Raw genomic sequence first — 17,072 nt, forward strand, 5'->3', positions numbered from 1 at the left:
ATGCGTCGGCTAGGATGTCGCCAGCCTTGGCGCGCTCCATTTGCGCGCATTCAGGAGGATTGGCGGTGCGGGAGCATGCCAGACCACCTGATAGGCCTCGATCACGTTCTGTTCCGTCACCGCAAGGCCGGGCAGTGCGATCCAGTGCGGCAGCGGGCGGCCGACCAGGGCCAGCAGGGTCGCGATGCCGGCCGCCACGCCCTGCTCATATGGGCGCTGCGAGGCGATGCCCTTGATCAGGCCGCCGCCGCAGAGCTCGGTGGCGACGGTGAGGCCGAGATCGGCGGTGACGATGGGCAGGTCGAGCCCGCGCGCCCGCGCCGCCGAGATGACCCTGATCGCCGGCTCGTCCCAGGTGACGAACAGCCCCTCCAGGTCGTCGTTGTCGGCGGCCAGACGGTCAAAGGCCGCGCCGGCCTCCTCGATCGTCTGGAACCTGTCGCGCACCAGGGTGACATCGGGTCGATGCAGTTGCATCCACTTGCGGAATGCGATCTCGCGCTCATAGGTGGCGAAGAAGTCGACACCGTAGTTGACGATGCCGGCCACCGCCTCCTCCGGCAGGTGCGGCGACAGCAGCTCGGCCGCGATGGTGCCGAGGCCGAAATTGTCGGTCGAGACCACGCAGGCATAGTCGATGCCCGGCAGCATGCCCGTCGGCGCATTGTCCAGCAGCACCAGCGCCTTGCCGGCCCGCGAGACCGATCGGTGCGCATCGGCCACCATGGCATTGCCGATCGGGATGCTGATCACCGCGTCGACCGGCCCGTGCGCCAGCCGCTGCAGCTCCCGGGCCTGGACATTCATGTCGAAGCCGCAGTCGACCACCTCGATCACCGCGGCGGAATAGGAACCGAGCACGCTGACCATGCCGGCCAGCTCCTGGCTCGACCAGTCGCTGGTCGTGGTGTGCAGGACCACGGCAATGGAATACCGGCCGGCCCGCGCGGCCGCGGCCTCCGCCTCCGACATCACGATTTGGTCGGCCGGTACCGCCCGTTCCCCATGCGGCCCCAGACCCGTGATCGCCATGCTTCCCCCTGTTCCTCGATTGTCCTGTCCCCGGTCGAAAAGGCCGCCCCTCTTCGGCGTTTCACCTCGGCACCGCCGGCGGCCGGGCCGCATTGGCGAGCGCCAGCAGGTCGGGCAGGCGGCGCGGCGTGCCCAGGGTGACCCAGCCCTGCAGCATCTCGGTCGCGAACAGCTCGTCGGCCGCCACCTGGGCCGCGCCGACCAGGCTGGAGGAGCCGGCCATCTGCGACCGCAGGATCCGGAGATCGCGCGTGACCAGGGGGTGCGCCTGGCGATAGATCGCCTCCCGGATCGCGGCCAGCAGGATGTCGCCGGAGGCATTCACATCGCCGCCGAGGACGACCAGCGACGGGTTCAGCAGATTGACCAGGGGCGCCAGGCTTTCGCCGACCAGCCGCCCGCAGCGGACCATCAGCTCGGCACAGAAGGTGTCGCCGAGCTGGGCCCCATGTCCGACATCGGCGGCCGTGACCTCGCCGCTGCGGGCCAGCGCATCGGCGAGATAGCGGCTGCGGCCATCCTGCGCCGCCGCCTGCCCGCTGCGGGCGATGGCGTCGCCGCCGGCCATCGCCTCCAGGCAGCCGCGGCTGCCGCACCGGCAGGTGACCGCGCCATCCTCGCCGGTCGGGGCGTGGCCGATCATGCCGGCCACGCCCTGGGCGCCGCGATGCAGCCGGCCGGCGGAGACGACGCCGGCGGTGATGGTGTGTCCAAGATTGACGAACAGCATGTCGGGAGCGCCGGTGCCCGATCTCAGCTCGCCCATCGTCATCATCTGCGTGCGGCTCTGGACCCAGGCCGGGGCGCCGAAGCGCAGGACCATCTCGGAGACGAGATCGAGCCTGGCCCACTCCTCCAGCGTCTCCAGCGCCAGCGGTGTCCCGGCTTCGCTGCCGTCCGTGCCGACGGGGCCGGGAAGCGCCAGGCCGACGCCCCAGATCGCCGGTTTGCCGCCGTGATCCTCCATCAGCCACAGCAGCAGGGTGGTCAGGCGATCGAGGATGACGGCCGGGCCGGCGCCGAGATCCGCCGCCTCATGATGCTGGACCAGCAGCCGGCCGGCCAGGTCGGCGACGCCGACGGCGATGGAGGAGCGGTCGAGCGCGGCCACCAGAAGCGCCCCGGCATTGCTGCGGAACTGCAGATGGCGCGGCGCCCGGCCGCGGCCGGGCTGGCCGAGGTCGCCCTCCTCGACAAGTCCCAACGCCTCGAGGATGGCGAGCCGGTCGGCGACCACGGCACGGCCCAGCTCCGCCTCGTGCTCGAGCTCGAGCCGGGTGGTCGCGCGGCCGCTGCGGATCAGGGTCAGCAGCTGCGCCAGGCTGGCATGGGCGGCCTCGATCGTGCGCGGTCGCCCGACCGATCGGGCCGGCTTCGCCTGCTCGGGTGCTGCCTGGGCGCCGGGGCCGGGGCCTTTTGTCATCGATGCAGCTCCTTCCCTCTCGGGATCCGAACCAAGCATCAATGGACCGGAAATTGCCTTGATACAACTGGGGTTTCGAATTTTCCGGCAAAAGTCGGCCTCTTTATGCGCCGTAATCGTTTGACCCGTCGCCGAATCGATTGCAATCATATTGATAACGGATGGAAAAGCCGTCGATGGCGGTCTGCAATTCGCCAACTTCCGGCGGCGCAGTCCCGGATGACGCGGCAGGGCGGAGGCGCTTGTCCGAGGGAGGAGAGCCATGTCACTCACCGCAAATGAAGGGGCGCTGATATTTGGGTGTGTAATGCCCATGCTGATATTTTTCTGTCTGGCGATCGCTCCCAATCTTTCGGCAGTCCCGGCGCCCCGGGCGCGAAATCGCAATCTACGATGATTGTGAACAAACACCTAAGCTGCAATCCCTGAAACGACGGCCATTCGACAAGGTGCGACGGACCGTCGACGGCCCTCCCGAACAGACCTGATGTCGGACTGACTGCCGGTTGCGGTTCCCGCGTCCGCCGACCGGCTTTGCGCACATCACGCCGGCCTTGCAACACCAAGCCATGGAGGAATGCATGCGCGCTGACATGGGAATGAACCCGGGCCGGCATGGTCGTGCCGGCAAATCCTGGCCGGAGACGGGACCGTGACCGCCGCGCAGGCGATGCTGGACACCAGCGCAAGGGCATCCGATGTCCGTCGGACGAACCTCGCCTCGGTCGACCTCAACCTGCTGGTGGCGCTGGAGGCGCTGCTGGAGCAGCGCAACGTCACCCACGCCGGACGGCGCGTGGGCCTGAGCCAGCCGGCGATGAGCCGGGCGCTGGCGCGGCTGCGCGGCATGTTCGGCGACGACCTGCTGGTGCGCACCTCCGCCGGCCCGACGCTGACGGCGCGCGGCGAGCAGCTGCGGGCGAAGCTGCCATCCGCGCTCGAGCCGATCCGCGAGATCCTGGTCAGCCGCAGCTTCAGGCCCGAAGAGGCGAAATCGAAGATCATCGTGGCGATGCCCGAGCACCAGGCGCTGGTCCTGCTGCCCCGGCTGCTGCCGCGCCTCCGGTCGCGGGCGCCGAATCTCGACGTCGTCGTCTGCTCCCTCCTGGCCGGGTCGCTCAAGCGCCTCGAAAGCGGTGAGGTCGATCTCGCCGTCGGCCAGGTCGACGACACGCCGCCGGGCTTCTTCCGGCGCACGCTCTACACCGACCGCTTCGTCTGCCTGGTGCGCCAGGACCACCCGTCGTTGCAGCACGAGTGGACGGCGGACCGGTTCTCGGCGCTCCGCCACGCCGTGATCTCGCCGGGCGCCGAGGACGGCTTCGGCCAGATCTACGACGCGCTGGCGCAGTTGAACCTGCCCGACCGCGACCCGCTGATCGTGCCCAACGTGATGGCGGCGCCGATGATGGTGGCCGAGACCGATCTCGTGCTCACCGTGCCGCTGCGCGTTGCGACGCGGGCGGCGGCGATGCTGCCGCTGAGGGTGATGGAGCTGCCGATCGAGTTGCCGCCCTACGAGGTGTCGCTGATCTGGCACGAACGCCGCCATCGCGACGGCGAACACGGCTGGATGCGCTCCGAACTCGCTGCCGCCACCATGGATGTGGTCCACAGCCTGCCGCACGCCGCCATCGCCTCCTGATCCCGGCCTCGACACGAATCCGGAGCGGCCCTATTTGCTGAAGCCCTGGCTGACGCCGCGGATGAACTGGCGCGAGAACAGGATGAACAGCAGCACCAGCGGCACCGCGCCCATGGTCAGGGCGGCCAGCAGCGCCGGGTAGTCGTTCAGGAACTGGCCGACGAATTGCTGCACGCCCAGGGTCACGGTCTGGTTGGCCCTGCCCGGCGCCAGGATCAGCGGGAACCACAGGTCGTTCCAGATCGGCAGCATGGTCACCGTGGCGACGGCGGCGAGGCCGGGCCGGACCAGGGGCAGGGCGATGCGGAAGGTGCGCAGCTCGCTGGCGCCGTCGATCCGGGCCGCCTCCTTCAGCTCGGTCGGCACCGTGCGGAAATAGGTCATCAGCATGGTCACGGCGATCGGGATGCTCATCGCCGTATAGACCAGGATCAGGGCGGCCAGCGTGTCCATCAGGCCCCAGGCGACCATCAGCTGGATGATCGGGATGGTGCCCAGCCGGATCGGCAGCATCACCCCGGCGATGAACAGCCCGGCCAGCAGCGGCACGATCCGCACCCGGTACTCGACCAGGGCATAGGCGGCGAGGGTCGAGACCAGCAGCGTCAGCCCGACCGAGGCGACGGTGACGACCAGGCTGTTGCGGTAGTTCAGCAGGAAGTTGCCGCGGGTCACCACCCGGCGGTAGCCGTCCAGGCTGAAGGTCTCCGCATTCGGCAGGGCGAAGGGCCCGCCGAAGATCGCCGGCGTCGTCTTCAGCGAGTTGATGATGACCACCGCGATCGGGCCCAGCGCCAGGGCCACGAACAGGATCAGCACGGCATGGGTGACGACCTGCTCCGCGCTCCAGCGGCGGGTGCTTCGGCCCTGGCGGACGGCGCCGATGTCCCGGACGATCGCGCTCATCGAAGGTCCCCTAGAGCGCATGCGGCTTCAGCCGCCGCTGCACCAGCCAGAAATAGACCGCGGTGACGGCCAGCATCAGCGTGAAGATCACCGCCGCCACGGTGGCGCCGAGGTCGAGATCCGCCACCTGGCCGCTGGAGCCGAAGAAGGTGCGGTAGAAGAAGGTGCCCAGGATGTCGGTGCTGTAGTTCGGCCCGGGGGCCGACCCGTTCAGGGCGAAGACCAGGTCGAAGCCGTTGAAGGTCCAGATGAAGGTCAGGATCACGATCAGCCCGAATTGCGGCACGATCAGCGGGAACTTCACCGACCAGAAGATGCGCCAGGGCCCGGCGCCGTCGATCCGCGCCGCCTCGACCACGTCGCGCGGCACGGCCAGCAGGGCGCTGTACAGGAACACCATCGGGATGCCGACATACTGCCAGACCGACATCAGCGAGATGGTCGGCAGCGCCGTCATCTGGTTGCCCAGCAGCGGGAAGCCGACCAGGCCCCACAGCGGGTTCAGGATCAGCCGCCAGATGAAGCCGACGATCACCACCGACAGCGTCGCCGGGATGAACAGCAGGGTGCGGTAGACGCCCTCGGCCCGCCGCACCGCGTCGGAGGTGAGGAGCGCGGCCAGCAGCAGGCCGACCGGCACCTCGACCGCGACATGGATGGCGAAGTATTTGGCGTTGTTCAGCAGCGCGTTCCAGAACCGGGCGCTGACCACCGGCTGGGTGAACAGGTGGATGTAGTTGCCCAGGCCGATGAACACCGCGCCGGCCCGCCCGCTGGTGTCGAACAGGCTCATCACGATCGACGTCGCCAGCGGCAGCACCGCGAAGACGAGGTAGATCGCCAGCGCCGGCGCGACGAACAGGGCCAGGCTGCGGCGGGCCGACGCGGCGCGGGTCACTGGCCCATCTGCGGCTTGTACCAGGAGGCGAGGCCGGCCTGCAGCTCCTTGGCCACCTGCTCCGGCGTCGTGTCCGGGGTGGTGAACATCACCTGCAGCAGCCGCCAGATCTCGTCGTCCAGCGGCGGGGTGCCGGCGCTCAGCCGGTCCAGCGCCAGCCGCGGCGTCAGCTTGGCGCCGGTCTTCAGGTCGGCGAAGGCCTGCGCCAGGGCGTTCTGGTAGTGCACCGGCTGGCTGCTCATGGCGAAGAAGCCGGGCGCGGCGTTGACATAGATCTCCTGGAACTTCTTGCCGGCGATCCAGGTCAGGAAGGTGCGGGCCGCGTCCTGGTGCTTGCTGGCGGCGCTGATGCCGATCGCCATGTCCGGCATCTCCTGCATGTAGCGCTGGTCGCCGGCATTGACGACCGGCGGCGCGAACACGCCGACCTTCAGCCCGGTCGCGGTCACCTGGTTGATGTTCCACGACCCGTCCGGGAGGATCGCCGCCTTGCCCAGGGTGAACAGCTGGGTCATGTCGGCATATTGCAGGCTTTCCTGGCCCGACGGCAGGAACGGCATCCAGGCCTTCAGCGCGGCGATGGCGGCCACGAAGTCCGGGTCGGTCAGCTTCTTGCTGCCGTTGATCAGCCCCAGCCGCCCGTCCTCGCCCTTCCAGTAGGCGGGACCGATGCTGTACAGGCCGTCATAGGCCAGCTGCCAGGCCTCCGCCGACCCGACCGACAGCGGCGTGTAGCGGCCGTCATCCTTGATCTTCTGCAGCACCGCCAGGAACTCGGCGCTGGTGGTGGGCACCTTCAGCCCGAGCTGCTCGAAGATGTCGATGTTGTAGTAGAAGCCGGCCAGCACCGCGGCCACCGGCAGGCAATAGCTGGCGCCGTCCGCGCCGGTCCAGGCGGCCTTCGCGGTGGCGTCGAAATTCTCCAGCCCGTCCAGCCCGTCCAGCTTGGCCAGATAGCCGCGGCGGATCCATTCGGCGTTCACGTCGAAGGGGCGGCAGGTGATCAGGTCCGGCCCGGCGCCGCCCTCGATCTGGGACTGGATCGCGGCGTTGTACTCGTTGGTGTTGATCGCCGCGAACTCGATCTTGATGCCCGGATGCGCCGCCTCGAAGGCCGGTAGCACCTTGTCCTGCCAGACCGCGATGTCCTCGGTGCGCCAGCTGCCCAGGGTCAGGGTGACCGGGTCGTCGGCCAGGGCGGAGCCGGCCGCGCCCGCCAGGAGGGCGCCCAGCGCGATCCCGGCGGCCTTCGCCCGTACGGATGTCGAATGCATCGTCCACAGCCTCCCGTTTGCGGCCCGGGGCGATGCCTTTGGGCCGGATGTTTCGAGAAAGATACCTCATAATACCAGATGTGCCAAATGGTATAATTTCTGTTGAAATCCGATGGCGAATCCGGCCAAGTGGTATTATAACGTATTTCGACAAGAGGGAGGGACGGGCATGATCGGTGTCGGATTGCTGGGCTCCGGCTTCATCGCCGAGACCTATGCGGACTCGCTGCTGGATGTGCGCAACGCCGCGCTGGTCGCCTGCTGCTCGCGCAATCCGGAGCGGGCGCAGGCCTTCGCCCGGAAATGGCAGGTCACCGCCCATGCCGACGCCGAGGCGCTGTGCGCCGATCCGAAGGTGCAGCTGGTGGTCATCGCCCTGCCGAACGAGGTCCATCTCAAGGCGGTGGAGATCGCGGCCCGGCACGGCAAGGCGGTGATCTGCACCAAGCCCCTGGCCCGGACGGCGGCGGAGGCGCAGCGGATGCTGGACATCGTGCGGCGCGCCGGGGTCTGGCATGGCTATGCCGAAAGCGCGGTGTTCTCGCCGAACATCGCCAAGGCCTATGAGATGGTAAAGGCCGGCGGCATCGGCGACCTGCTGACGATGCGCGCCCGCGAGGCCCATTCCGGGCCGCACGCCCCGCATTTCTGGGACGCCGAGACCGCCGGCGGCGGCGCCCTGCTGGACATGGGCTGCCACACCGTCGAATCCGCCCGCCACTTCTTCGGCAAGGACAATCCGGTGACCGAGGTGATGGCCTGGGGCGCCACCATGGTCCACCGCGACAAGACCACCGGCGAGGACACGTCGATCGCGCTGCTTAAATTCGCCGGCGGCCAGCTCGCCACCATCGAATCCTCCTGGATCGAGAAGGGCGGCATGCAGCTGCGGCATGAGCTGGTGGGATCGGCCGGCCGGATCGTCACCGACACCTCGGTCGGGCCGGTCTGGGGCTTCGTCGAGAAGCCGGTCGGCTACACCGTGGAAAAGGCCGATGCCGAGACCGGCTGGGTGTACCCTGTGCCGGAGGAAACCCGCGCCTACGGCTTTTCGCAGCAGATGCGCCATTTCGTCGACTGCTTCGCCGCCGGCACCGCGCCCTCCGAGACCTTCGAGGACGGGGTGATCGTCAACCGCATCATCGATGCCTGCTACCGCTCCATGCGGACGCGCCGCTGGGAAGAGGTGACCTGACCCGATGACCAGGACCGAAGCCGCCATGCTCGACGCCGACTCCCCGGAGCCGCTGTGGCGCCAGGCGGCCGACCTGATCCGGCACCAGATCGCCACCGGCAAGCTGGCGGCGGGCGGCCGCATCCCGGCCGAGCGCGACCTGCTGGCCCGGCTGTCGATCAGCCGGGTCACGCTGCGCCGGGCGCTGCAGAGCCTGGTCGAGGCCGGGGTCCTGACCGCCTCGCACGGCCGCGGCTGGTACGTCTCGGCCGACGCGCCGAAGGAATTCCCGAACACGCTGGAATCCTTCAGCGAGACCGCGGCGCGGCTGGGCCTGACCCCATCCTCGGACGTGCTGCGCGCGGCGGCGGCGCCGGCGACGCTGGACGAGGCCGAGGATCTCGGCGTCGCCCCCGGCGCCCGGCTGTTCCATCTCGACCGCATCCGGCGGCTCGACGGCGTGCCGGTGGCGGTCGACACCTCCTTCTTCGCCGCCCAGCTGGCGCCGGAGCTGGACGGGGTCGATTTCCGCACCGCCTCACTGTTCCGGCTGCTGCTCGAGGCCGGGATCGACCTGGCGCGGGCCGAGACGACGATCGAGGCGCAGGAGGCCGACGCCGCCCTGGCCGGGCATCTGGAGATCGAGCCGGGCAAGCCGGTCCTGGTGCTGCGCCAGCTGATCGTCGACGCGGCCGGGCGGCCGCTCCTGTCCTCCACCATCCGCTACGCCGGCGACCGCTACCGCCTGCGCACCGGCTTCTCCCGCCCGCGCTCGGCGCCGGCCCGCGGCGCGAAGCCGGAGGGCTGACGCCCCGCGGCACGCGCCGGACCACCCCCCGCGGCGCGCCGCGGCCGGAATACCAAGGAGTCACAAATTGGTCGAAGGATACATCCCGGTCGCCGAGGCCCGGGCCGCGCAGGCCGGCCGGCTGGAGCAGGCGATCGCTCATGTCGGCGGCCAGCTGCGCGAAGGGCAGGCGCGCGGCGCTTTCGCCGGCCCGGGGCCGATCTTCCTCGGCATCGGCGCCAGCCACGCCGCCTCGGCCGCCGCGGTCTGGACGCTGCGGTCCCGCGGCATCCATTCCTGGCGCCTGAACTCGGGTGAGCATCCGCTGCCGTTCCCGGCCTCGCCGCATGCCATCATCGGCGTCTCCCAGAGCGGCAAGAGTGCGGAGACGCTGGCCGCCCTGCGCTCGATCGATGCCGGGCTGCGCCTCGCCGTGGTCAATGTCGCGCCGTCGCCGCTGGCCGACCTGGCGGCGGCCACCGTCTCGCTCGGCAACCTGCCGGACAGCTATGCCTCCACCATCGGCTACACCGCGACCGTCGCGGCGCTGGGGCTGATCGCCGAGATCTGGGACGGCGGCGCCATCGACCCGTCCTGGGCCGCGCTGCCGGCGGCGTTCCGACGGCTGGAGGAGACGCTGCGCAATCGTGGTCCGGCCCTGGCGGCACCGCTGGCCGGCGCGGTCGCCGTCGACTATGCCGCGTCCGCCGCCACCGTCGGCTCGGCCGAGGTCGGGGCGCTGCTGCTGCGCGAGGTGGCGCGGGTGCCGGCCACCGGCCTGTCGACGCGGCAATACCTGCACGGCGCGATGGAATCGGCCGGCAAGACCGCGCATGTGCTGATGGGTGACGACCGCGAGACGGCGCTGGCGCAGACCCTGGCCCGCGCCGGCCACGACACGATCCTGCTGACATCCCTGCCGGTGGCGGAGGAGCCGCGGCTCGCCGTGCTGCCCGTGCCGGCGCTGCCGCCGGCCCAGCGGGCGATCCTGGAGGCGCTGGCGATGCAGAGCCTGGCGGTCGAGGCGGCGCTGCTGCGCGGCATCGACCCCGATGCCTTCGTCTTCCACCACACCGACACCAAGGTGGCGTGACCGCCATGACCGACCTTCTCGCCGCGCTGGATATCGGGGGCACCAAGACGCATCTGGTGATCGAGGCGGTGGCCAGCGGCCGCCTCGTCGACATCGTCGAGCCGAGCGAGGATTGGGAGGCCGAGCCCGCCGCCGAGGCTGCCGCATGGATCGCCGCCCGCCTGGCCCGACACCGCCCCGTCGGGGGCCGGATCGTAGCGCTGGCGCTCGGTGCGCAGGGCGTCAACCGCGCCGCGACGGCTGCGGCGCTGCAGGCCGCGCTGGCAGGGCAGGGGTTGCGGGCCACGGTGGTCAACGACGCCGCGCTGATCGTGCCCGCGGCCGGGCTGGCCGAGGGCATCGGCATCATCGCCGGCACCGGCGCGGTCGGCGTCGGCACCGACGCCGCCGGGGTGTTCCTGATCGCCGGCGGCTGGGGCTCGATCATCGGCGACGAGGGCAGCGCCGCCGGGCTGGTGCGCGAGGCGGCGCGGGCGGCGCTGCGCGGCCATGACCAGGGCCGGCCCGATGACGGGCTGCTGGGCGGCCTGCTCGCCGCCTTCGGCGTCGCCGATGCCGAGCGCCTGGCCCGGCGCGTCAATGACGACCCGACGGTCGAGAACTGGGCGCCGCATGCCAGCGCCGTCTTCGCCGCCGCCGAGGCCGGCTCGGCCCTGGCCCAAGCGGTGATCGCCGACGGCGCCCGGCACCTGGTCGATCTGGTCGTGCAGTTGCATGGCCGCGGCGCGGCCGGGTCGGCGGTGGTGGTGGCCGGCAGTGTCATCGTCAACCAGCCGCGCCTGCTCGACGCGTTCCGCGCCGGCCTTGGCGACCGCCTGCCGGGCCTCGCCTTGCATGTCCTGCGGGCGCCGCCGGTCGAAGGCGCCGTCTTGCTCGCGCGCCGCCGGCCGGGCTGACCCGGCATCTCATTTTCAGCAGAAAAATATATTATTTTGACAACTATACTTTCCTCTCCTACCGTTTCGCCATGAGCCGGCCGCGGAAGGCCTGCCGGGCGTACAGGGGGCTGGAATGCGGTTTGTGGCCTATGACGAGCAGGGTGTGGGCGGGCTGGCGGTCGCGGCGTCGGATGGCGGATATCGCGGGCTGCGCACCGACGACCCCGGCTTCCCCGGCGCCCTGGCCCCGCTTGTCGTGGCGGGGCAGGGGGCGCTGCACGCCGCGGCGGACCGGCTGCTGCGCCAGGGCCGACCTGTCGAGCTGGGCGCGGTGACGGTGCTGCCGCCACTGCCGGCGCCTGGCAAGATCATCTGCGTCGGCCTGAACTACGTCGACCATTCGCTCGAAAGCGGCTTCCAGCCGCCGCCGGTGCCGACCATCTTCCTGCGCGTCGCCTCCACCCTGGTCGGGCACGGCGCGCCGATCCTGCGCCCGACGGTGTCGGAGCAGCTGGACTATGAGGGCGAGATGGTGGCGGTGATCGGCAAGGCCGGCCGCCACATCCCGGCCGAGCGGGCTCTGGACCACGTCATCGGCTATTCGGTGTTCAACGAGGGCTCGGTGCGCGACTGGCAGTCCAAGGGCCCGCAATGGACCCTGGGCAAGAACTTCGACGCCACCGGCGCCTTCGGCCCGGCCTTCGTCACCGCGGACGAGCTGCCGCCCGGCGGCAAGGGGCTGCGGCTGCAGACCCGGCTGAACGGCCAGGTGGTGCAGAGCGCGTCGACCGACGACATGATCTTCGACGTGCCCGCGATCATCGCCTTCGTCACCCAGGCAATGACGCTGCAGCCCGGCGACATCATCGTCAGCGGCACCCCCGCCGGGGTCGGCATGGCGCGCAAGCCGCAGCTGTTCATGAAGCCGGGCGATGTCTGCGAGGTCGAGCTAGAGCGCGTCGGCCTGCTGCGCAACCCGATCCGGGCCGAAAGCCTGGCCTGAACCGGGAGGCACAATGATCGACCTGCACGACGTCTCCAAGAGCTTCGCCGGCAAGGATATCGGCACCGTCCACGCGCTGAAATCCGTGGACCTGTCGATCGGCGGCACCGAGTTCTTCACCCTGCTGGGCCCGTCCGGCTGCGGCAAGACCACCCTGCTGCGGCTGATCGGCGGCTTCGAGGCGCCGAGCACCGGCACGATCCGGATCGACGGCGCCGACGTCGCCGCCCTGCCGCCGCAGAAGCGGCCGGTGAACACGGTGTTCCAGAGCTACGCCCTGTTCCCGCACATGACCATCGGCGACAACATCGCCTTCGGCCTGCGCATGCTGGGCCGGCCGGAGGCGGAGATCGCGTCCCGGGTCGCGGCGGCGCTGGAGATGGTGCGGCTGGGCGGCTATGCCGGGCGCCGGCCGTCGCAGCTGTCGGGCGGCCAGCAGCAGCGCGTCGCCCTGGCCCGCGCTTTGGCGCCGCAGCCGCGCGTGCTGCTGCTGGACGAGCCATTGTCGGCGCTGGACCTGAAGCTGCGCAAGGAGATGCAAGGCGAGCTGAAGCGGCTGCAGCGCGAGACCGGCATCACCTTCGTCCTGGTCACCCACGACCAGGAGGAGGCGCTGGCGATGTCCGACCGGATCGCGGTGATGCATGAGGGCCACCTGCTGCAGATCGGCCGGCCGACGGAGATCTATCACGAGCCGAATTGCCGCTTCGTCGCCGGTTTCATCGGCGAGGCCAACCTGATCCCCGGCGATGCGCTGGGCCGCGACCCCGGCCTGACCATCGCCGTGCGGCCGGAGCGGGTGACGCTGGGCCGGGCCAACGGCCACGCGGCGGGCCGGGCGCGCGGCAGCATCGCCGCCACGACCTTCCTCGGCCTCGACACCCTGTACGAGATCGAGCTGCCCGGGGCGGTCGGCATCCGCGCCCGGCTGCGCAACCTTGATGGCGGCTTCGCGCCGGGCGACGCGGTCGATCTCGACTGGCCGGCCGAGGCCGAACGCGCCCTGGCGCATTGACGGGGACGGGGCATGAAGCTGTCGCGCACCCTGCTGCTGATCGCCCCGGCCGCCCTGGTCATCGGCATCTTCATGCTGATCCCGATGGCGATCGCCGTGGCCTATTCCTTCATGACCGCGGGCGCCTATGGCGGGGTCACCCCGCCGTTCAGCCTCGAGGGCTACATTCAGTTCCTGTACCAGCGCGATTTCGACGACAGCCTGGTGTTCTCGACCGACTATATCGTCATCATCCTGCGGTCGCTGTGGCTGGCCGTCGCCACCACGGCGATCTGCCTGGCGCTGGCCCTGCCGATCGCCTGGTACGTGGTCTGCCAGAGCGAGGCGCGGCGGCGGGTGCTGCTGTTCGTCGTCACCCTGCCGTTCTGGATCAACACGCTGATCCGCACCTATTGCTGGATCCTGATCCTGCGCGACGAGGGCGTCGCCAACCAGGCGCTGCGCGGCCTCGGCGTGATCGGCCAGCCGCTGCCGCTCCTGTACAATGACGGCGCCATCCTGCTGGGCCTCGTCTACACCTTCCTGCCCTTCATGGTGCTGCCGATCTATTCGACGCTGGAGCGGCTGGACCCGCGGCTGGTCGAGGCCGCCTACGACCTCTATGCCGACCGCATGGCGGTGTTCCGCCGCATCGTCTGGCCGCTGGCCCGGCCGGGCGCCATGGTCGGGTCGACCCTGGTCTTCGCCCCGGCGCTGGGCTCCTTCCTCGCCCCCGACCTGCTGGGCGGCGGCAAGACCCTGCTGATCGGCAGCCTGATCCAGATGCAGTTCACCTCGTCGCGCAACTGGCCGTTCGGCGCCGCGCTGTCGACCGCCATCACCGTCGTGATCCTGGCTGTGCTGCTGCTGCAGACGCGCCGGACCCGGATGCGGGAGTTGCGGCCATGACCGTCTCTTCCGTCGCCGCCACGCTGCCCGCCCGGCGCAGCAGGGCCCGGCCCTTCGACTGGCGCCGGACGCCGGGGCTGGCACCCTATGTCGCGCTGATGGTGGCCTTCCTCTACGCGCCTCTGCTGGTGCTGGTGGTCTATGCCTTCAACAGCAGCAGCATGGTCACGGTCTGGCAGGGCTTCAGCCTGCGCTGGTTCGCCCGGGTGGCGGAGAACGACGACATCCGCAACGCGGCGCTGAACAGCCTGGTGATCGCCGTGGTCGCCACCATCGCGGCCACCGCCATCGCCGTCACCGGCGCGCTGGCGCTGGAGCGCGGCAGGCGCTTCGCCGGCCGCGGCGCCGTCACCCTGATGATCGCCCTGCCGCTGGTGGTGCCGGAGATCATCGTCGCCATCGCCACGCTGGTGTTCTTCTCCGCCATCGGCATGCGCAACGGGCTGGTCAACCTGATGATCGCCCACACCGTGTTCTGCATCCCCTTCGCCATCCTGCCGGTGCAGGCCCGGCTGCGCGAGATGGGCCATGCGCTGGAGGAGGCGGCGCGCGACCTCTACGCCAGCGAATGGCAGCTGTTCCGCCGCATCACCCTGCCGCTGCTGGCCCCGGCTATCGCCTCCGGCGCGATCATGGCCTTCGTCGTCTCGCTCGACGACTTCCTGATCAGCATGATGGTCTCCAGCGCCGGCTCCACCACGCTGCCGGTCTATGTCTACGGCATGATGCGCCTCGGCGTGACGCCCGAGGTCAATGCCATCTCCACCATCCTGCTCGCCGTTTCGCTGGTCTTCGTCGGCGCCGCGCTGCTGCTCGGCCGCCGGCACCGGCGCGCGGGATGACAAGGGACTTCAATCAAACAGGGAGAACAAAGATGAAGAACTGGGCATCGATGCTGACCGCTCTGGCGCTGGTCCTGCCGGCCGCGGCGCAGGCGGCGGGCGAGCTGCACCTCTACAACTGGACCGACTACACCGCGCCGGAGCTGATCGCGAAGTTCGAGAAGGAGACCGGCATCAAGGTCTCGATCGACACCTATGATTCGAACGAGACGGCCTTGGCCAAGCTGACCTCCGGCGCCTCGGGCTACGATTTGATCGTGGTCAGCAACGACTTCGTGCCGATCTTCGTGCAGCAGGGGCTGTTCGAATCGGTCGACGTCGCCGCCATGGCGAACTTCAAGAATCTCGACCCCGAATGGCAGAAGCGGTCCTGGGACCCGGACGCCAAATACAGCGTGCCCTGGGTCTGGGGCACCACCTCCTACACGGTCGACACCGCGGTGTACAAGGGCCCGCATGACAGCCTCAAATTGCTGTTCGAGCCGCCGGCGGAGCTGCAGGGCAAGATCGGCATGTTCGGTTCGCCCAGCGAGGTGATGTCGCTGGCGCTGGTCTATCTCGGCAAGCCGCAATGCAACACCGACCCGGCCGATTTGAAGGCGCTGGACGCGCTGCTCGAGGCGCAGAAGCCCTTCGTCAAGGTCTACAATTCCGACGGCACGGTGGAGCGCCAGGTCTCGGGCGAGACGGCGATGCACCAGCAATGGTCTGGCAAGGCCGAGGCGACGCGGCGCCAGAAATCGACCGTGTCCTATGTCTATCCGAAGGAGGGCGCGGTCGGGTGGATGGACAATGTCGCCGTGCCCAAGGGCGCGCCGAACCTCGAGAACGCCAAGGCGTTCCTGAACTTCCTGATGGATCCGCAGAACATCGCCCTGCAATCGGCCTTCTCCGGCTACCAGAACGCCGTGGTCGGCGCCAACAAGCTGCTGTCGGCCGAGCTCGGGGAATCGCCCGAGTTCAACCCGCCGAAGGACCTCAAGATCACCTTCGCCCCGGCCTGTCCGGAGAAGGCGACGCGGGCCTATGATCGGATCTGGACGCGGTTGCGGCAGTAGGGCCTCGGCCGGTCCTCCGGGAGTGAGCATGGCGACGACACCGCCTTCCGCCGTCGCGCTGACGCGCGACCTGGTCCGGCTGCGGTCGATCAACCCGCCGGGCGACGAGCAGCCCTGCGTCGAGCTGGCGGGGCGGGTGCTGGAGGCGGCGGGCTTCGCCGTCGCCGTGCATCCGATGGGCGAGGGCCGGACCAATGTCGTCGCCACGCTGGACGGCGAGGGCGCGCCGCTGTGCTTCACCGGCCATCTCGACACCGTGCCGCTGGGCGCCGCGCCCTGGACCCGCGATCCCTTCGCCGCCGAGATCGACGGCGACCGGCTGTACGGCCGCGGCTCCAGCGACATGAAGGCCGGCGTCGCCGCCATGGTGGCGGCGGCGGTCGACCTCGCCCGGCTGCCGGGCCGCCGCGCCGGCCTGGCCCTGGTGCTGACGGCGGGGGAGGAGACGGGGTGCGACGGCGCCCGCCACTTGGCCGGCGTTGCCGGCGCCTTGCCGGCGGCCGGCGCGCTGCTGGTGGGCGAGCCGACGGCCAACCTGCCGATGATCGGCCATCGCGGCGCGCTGTGGCTGCGGGCCGCCTTCCATGGCGTCACCGCCCATGGCTCGATGCCGGAGCAGGGCGACAACGCCATCTACAAGGCCGCGCGGGGCGTGCTGCGCCTGGCCGACCACAGCTTCGACGCCCAGCACCATGTCCATCTCGGCGGGCCGTCGATCAATGTCGGCACCTTCCAGGGCGGGCTGAACGTCAATTCGGTGCCGGACCGGGCCGAGGTGCAGATCGACAGCCGCACCGTCCCCGGCCAGTCGAACGACGCCATCCGCCGCGAGGTCGAGGCGGTGCTGGGCGAGGGGGCGGAGCTGTCGCGCATCGTCGATGTCGGCGCCGTCGCCAGCAGCCCGCAGGACGAATGGGTCAGCGGCGTGTTCGACCTGTGCGAGCGCGCGGCCGGCCGGCGCATCGACCCGAAGGGCGCCGCCTTCTTCACCGACGCCTCGGTGCTGGCGCCGGCCATGGGCGGCGCGCCGGTGGTGATCCTCGGCCCCGGCGAGCCGACCATGGCGCACAAGACCGACGAGTACTGCCTGGTCTCGAAGATCGAGGCCGCGGTCGGCCTCTACACCGAGATCGGCAGGCAGTGGATGGGGGTTTAG

At 70.1% G+C, this 17,072-nt stretch carries 16 protein-coding genes; 11 read left to right on the top strand and 5 right to left on the bottom strand.

Annotated elements, in window-relative coordinates; all coding sequences use genetic code 11:
• Positions 1–9: 9 nt before the first annotated feature.
• Together ACTOWL_RS29740 and ACTOWL_RS29745 are read right to left on the bottom strand one after the other, a co-directional pair.
• Positions 10–1,032 carry a substrate-binding domain-containing protein gene (locus ACTOWL_RS29740; protein WP_441324903.1) on the bottom strand — a complete coding sequence of 341 codons (1,023 nt, stop codon included), beginning with the start codon at positions 1,030–1,032 and terminating at the stop codon, positions 10–12.
• A 61-nt stretch (positions 1,033–1,093) separates the two neighbouring features.
• On the bottom strand, positions 1,094–2,455 hold the full coding sequence (locus ACTOWL_RS29745) for an ROK family protein (RefSeq protein WP_441324904.1): 1,362 nt from the start codon (positions 2,453–2,455) through the stop codon (positions 1,094–1,096).
• A gap of 652 nt (positions 2,456–3,107) precedes the next feature.
• On the opposite strand from ACTOWL_RS29745, the gene ACTOWL_RS29750 reads away from it, so the two are divergent.
• Positions 3,108–4,100 carry a LysR family transcriptional regulator gene (locus ACTOWL_RS29750; protein WP_441324905.1) on the top strand — a complete coding sequence of 331 codons (993 nt, stop codon included), beginning with the start codon at positions 3,108–3,110 and terminating at the stop codon, positions 4,098–4,100.
• 30 nt (positions 4,101–4,130) lie between these two features.
• On the opposite strand, the gene ACTOWL_RS29755 is transcribed toward ACTOWL_RS29750, so the two are convergent.
• Genes ACTOWL_RS29755 through ACTOWL_RS29765 form a run of 3 tightly spaced genes read right to left on the bottom strand, consistent with a single transcriptional unit; the run spans position 4,131 to position 7,178 of the window.
• The gene (locus ACTOWL_RS29755; RefSeq protein WP_441324906.1) at positions 4,131–5,006 is read right to left on the bottom strand and encodes a carbohydrate ABC transporter permease; all 876 of its coding nucleotides are present in this window, start codon (positions 5,004–5,006) and stop codon (positions 4,131–4,133) included.
• Positions 5,007–5,016: 10 nt separating this feature from the next.
• On the bottom strand, positions 5,017–5,904 hold the full coding sequence (locus ACTOWL_RS29760) for a carbohydrate ABC transporter permease (RefSeq protein WP_441324907.1): 888 nt from the start codon (positions 5,902–5,904) through the stop codon (positions 5,017–5,019).
• Positions 5,901–7,178, bottom strand: coding sequence for an ABC transporter substrate-binding protein (locus ACTOWL_RS29765; protein WP_441324908.1), 1,278 nt, complete (start codon positions 7,176–7,178; stop codon positions 5,901–5,903). The genes ACTOWL_RS29760 and ACTOWL_RS29765 overlap by 4 nt, the downstream gene beginning before the upstream one ends.
• Before the next feature lie 169 nt (positions 7,179–7,347).
• Between ACTOWL_RS29765 and ACTOWL_RS29770 the strand changes: the two genes are divergently transcribed.
• From ACTOWL_RS29770 to ACTOWL_RS29815, 10 genes are all read left to right on the top strand, one after another.
• Positions 7,348–8,373: a Gfo/Idh/MocA family protein gene (locus tag ACTOWL_RS29770; RefSeq protein ID WP_441324909.1), complete on the top strand. Its 1,026-nt coding sequence runs from the start codon at positions 7,348–7,350 to the stop codon at positions 8,371–8,373.
• Positions 8,374–8,377: 4 nt separating this feature from the next.
• Positions 8,378–9,160: a GntR family transcriptional regulator gene (locus ACTOWL_RS29775; RefSeq protein WP_441324910.1), complete on the top strand. Its 783-nt coding sequence runs from the start codon at positions 8,378–8,380 to the stop codon at positions 9,158–9,160.
• Positions 9,161–9,227: 67 nt separating this feature from the next.
• The gene (locus ACTOWL_RS29780) at positions 9,228–10,232 is read left to right on the top strand and encodes an SIS domain-containing protein (RefSeq protein ID WP_441324911.1); all 1,005 of its coding nucleotides are present in this window, start codon (positions 9,228–9,230) and stop codon (positions 10,230–10,232) included.
• Between the two features lie 5 nt (positions 10,233–10,237).
• Positions 10,238–11,128, top strand: a complete 891-nt coding sequence (locus ACTOWL_RS29785; protein WP_441324912.1) for a BadF/BadG/BcrA/BcrD ATPase family protein — start codon at positions 10,238–10,240, stop codon at positions 11,126–11,128.
• Between the two features lie 115 nt (positions 11,129–11,243).
• A complete protein-coding gene (locus ACTOWL_RS29790) occupies positions 11,244–12,113 on the top strand; it encodes a fumarylacetoacetate hydrolase family protein (protein WP_441324913.1) in 870 nt (289 codons plus the stop codon).
• Between the two features lie 13 nt (positions 12,114–12,126).
• Complete coding sequence (locus tag ACTOWL_RS29795; RefSeq protein WP_441324914.1) at positions 12,127–13,128, top strand: ABC transporter ATP-binding protein; 1,002 nt, start codon at positions 12,127–12,129, stop codon at positions 13,126–13,128.
• Between the two features lie 12 nt (positions 13,129–13,140).
• The gene (locus ACTOWL_RS29800) at positions 13,141–14,016 is read left to right on the top strand and encodes an ABC transporter permease (RefSeq protein ID WP_441324915.1); all 876 of its coding nucleotides are present in this window, start codon (positions 13,141–13,143) and stop codon (positions 14,014–14,016) included.
• Entirely contained in the window at positions 14,013–14,858 is an 846-nt protein-coding gene (locus tag ACTOWL_RS29805; RefSeq protein ID WP_441324916.1) for an ABC transporter permease, read from the top strand. Before ACTOWL_RS29800 ends, ACTOWL_RS29805 begins: the two co-directional genes overlap by 4 nt.
• Before the next feature lie 32 nt (positions 14,859–14,890).
• Positions 14,891–15,916, top strand: coding sequence for an extracellular solute-binding protein (locus ACTOWL_RS29810; RefSeq protein ID WP_441324917.1), 1,026 nt, complete (start codon positions 14,891–14,893; stop codon positions 15,914–15,916).
• 28 nt (positions 15,917–15,944) lie between these two features.
• Positions 15,945–17,072 (top strand): M20 family metallopeptidase, encoded by a 1,128-nt coding sequence (locus tag ACTOWL_RS29815; protein ID WP_441324918.1) that lies wholly within the window; start codon positions 15,945–15,947, stop codon positions 17,070–17,072.

The organism is Inquilinus sp. CA228, assembly GCF_052078665.1.
GTDB lineage: Bacteria > Pseudomonadota > Alphaproteobacteria > DSM-16000 > Inquilinaceae > Inquilinus.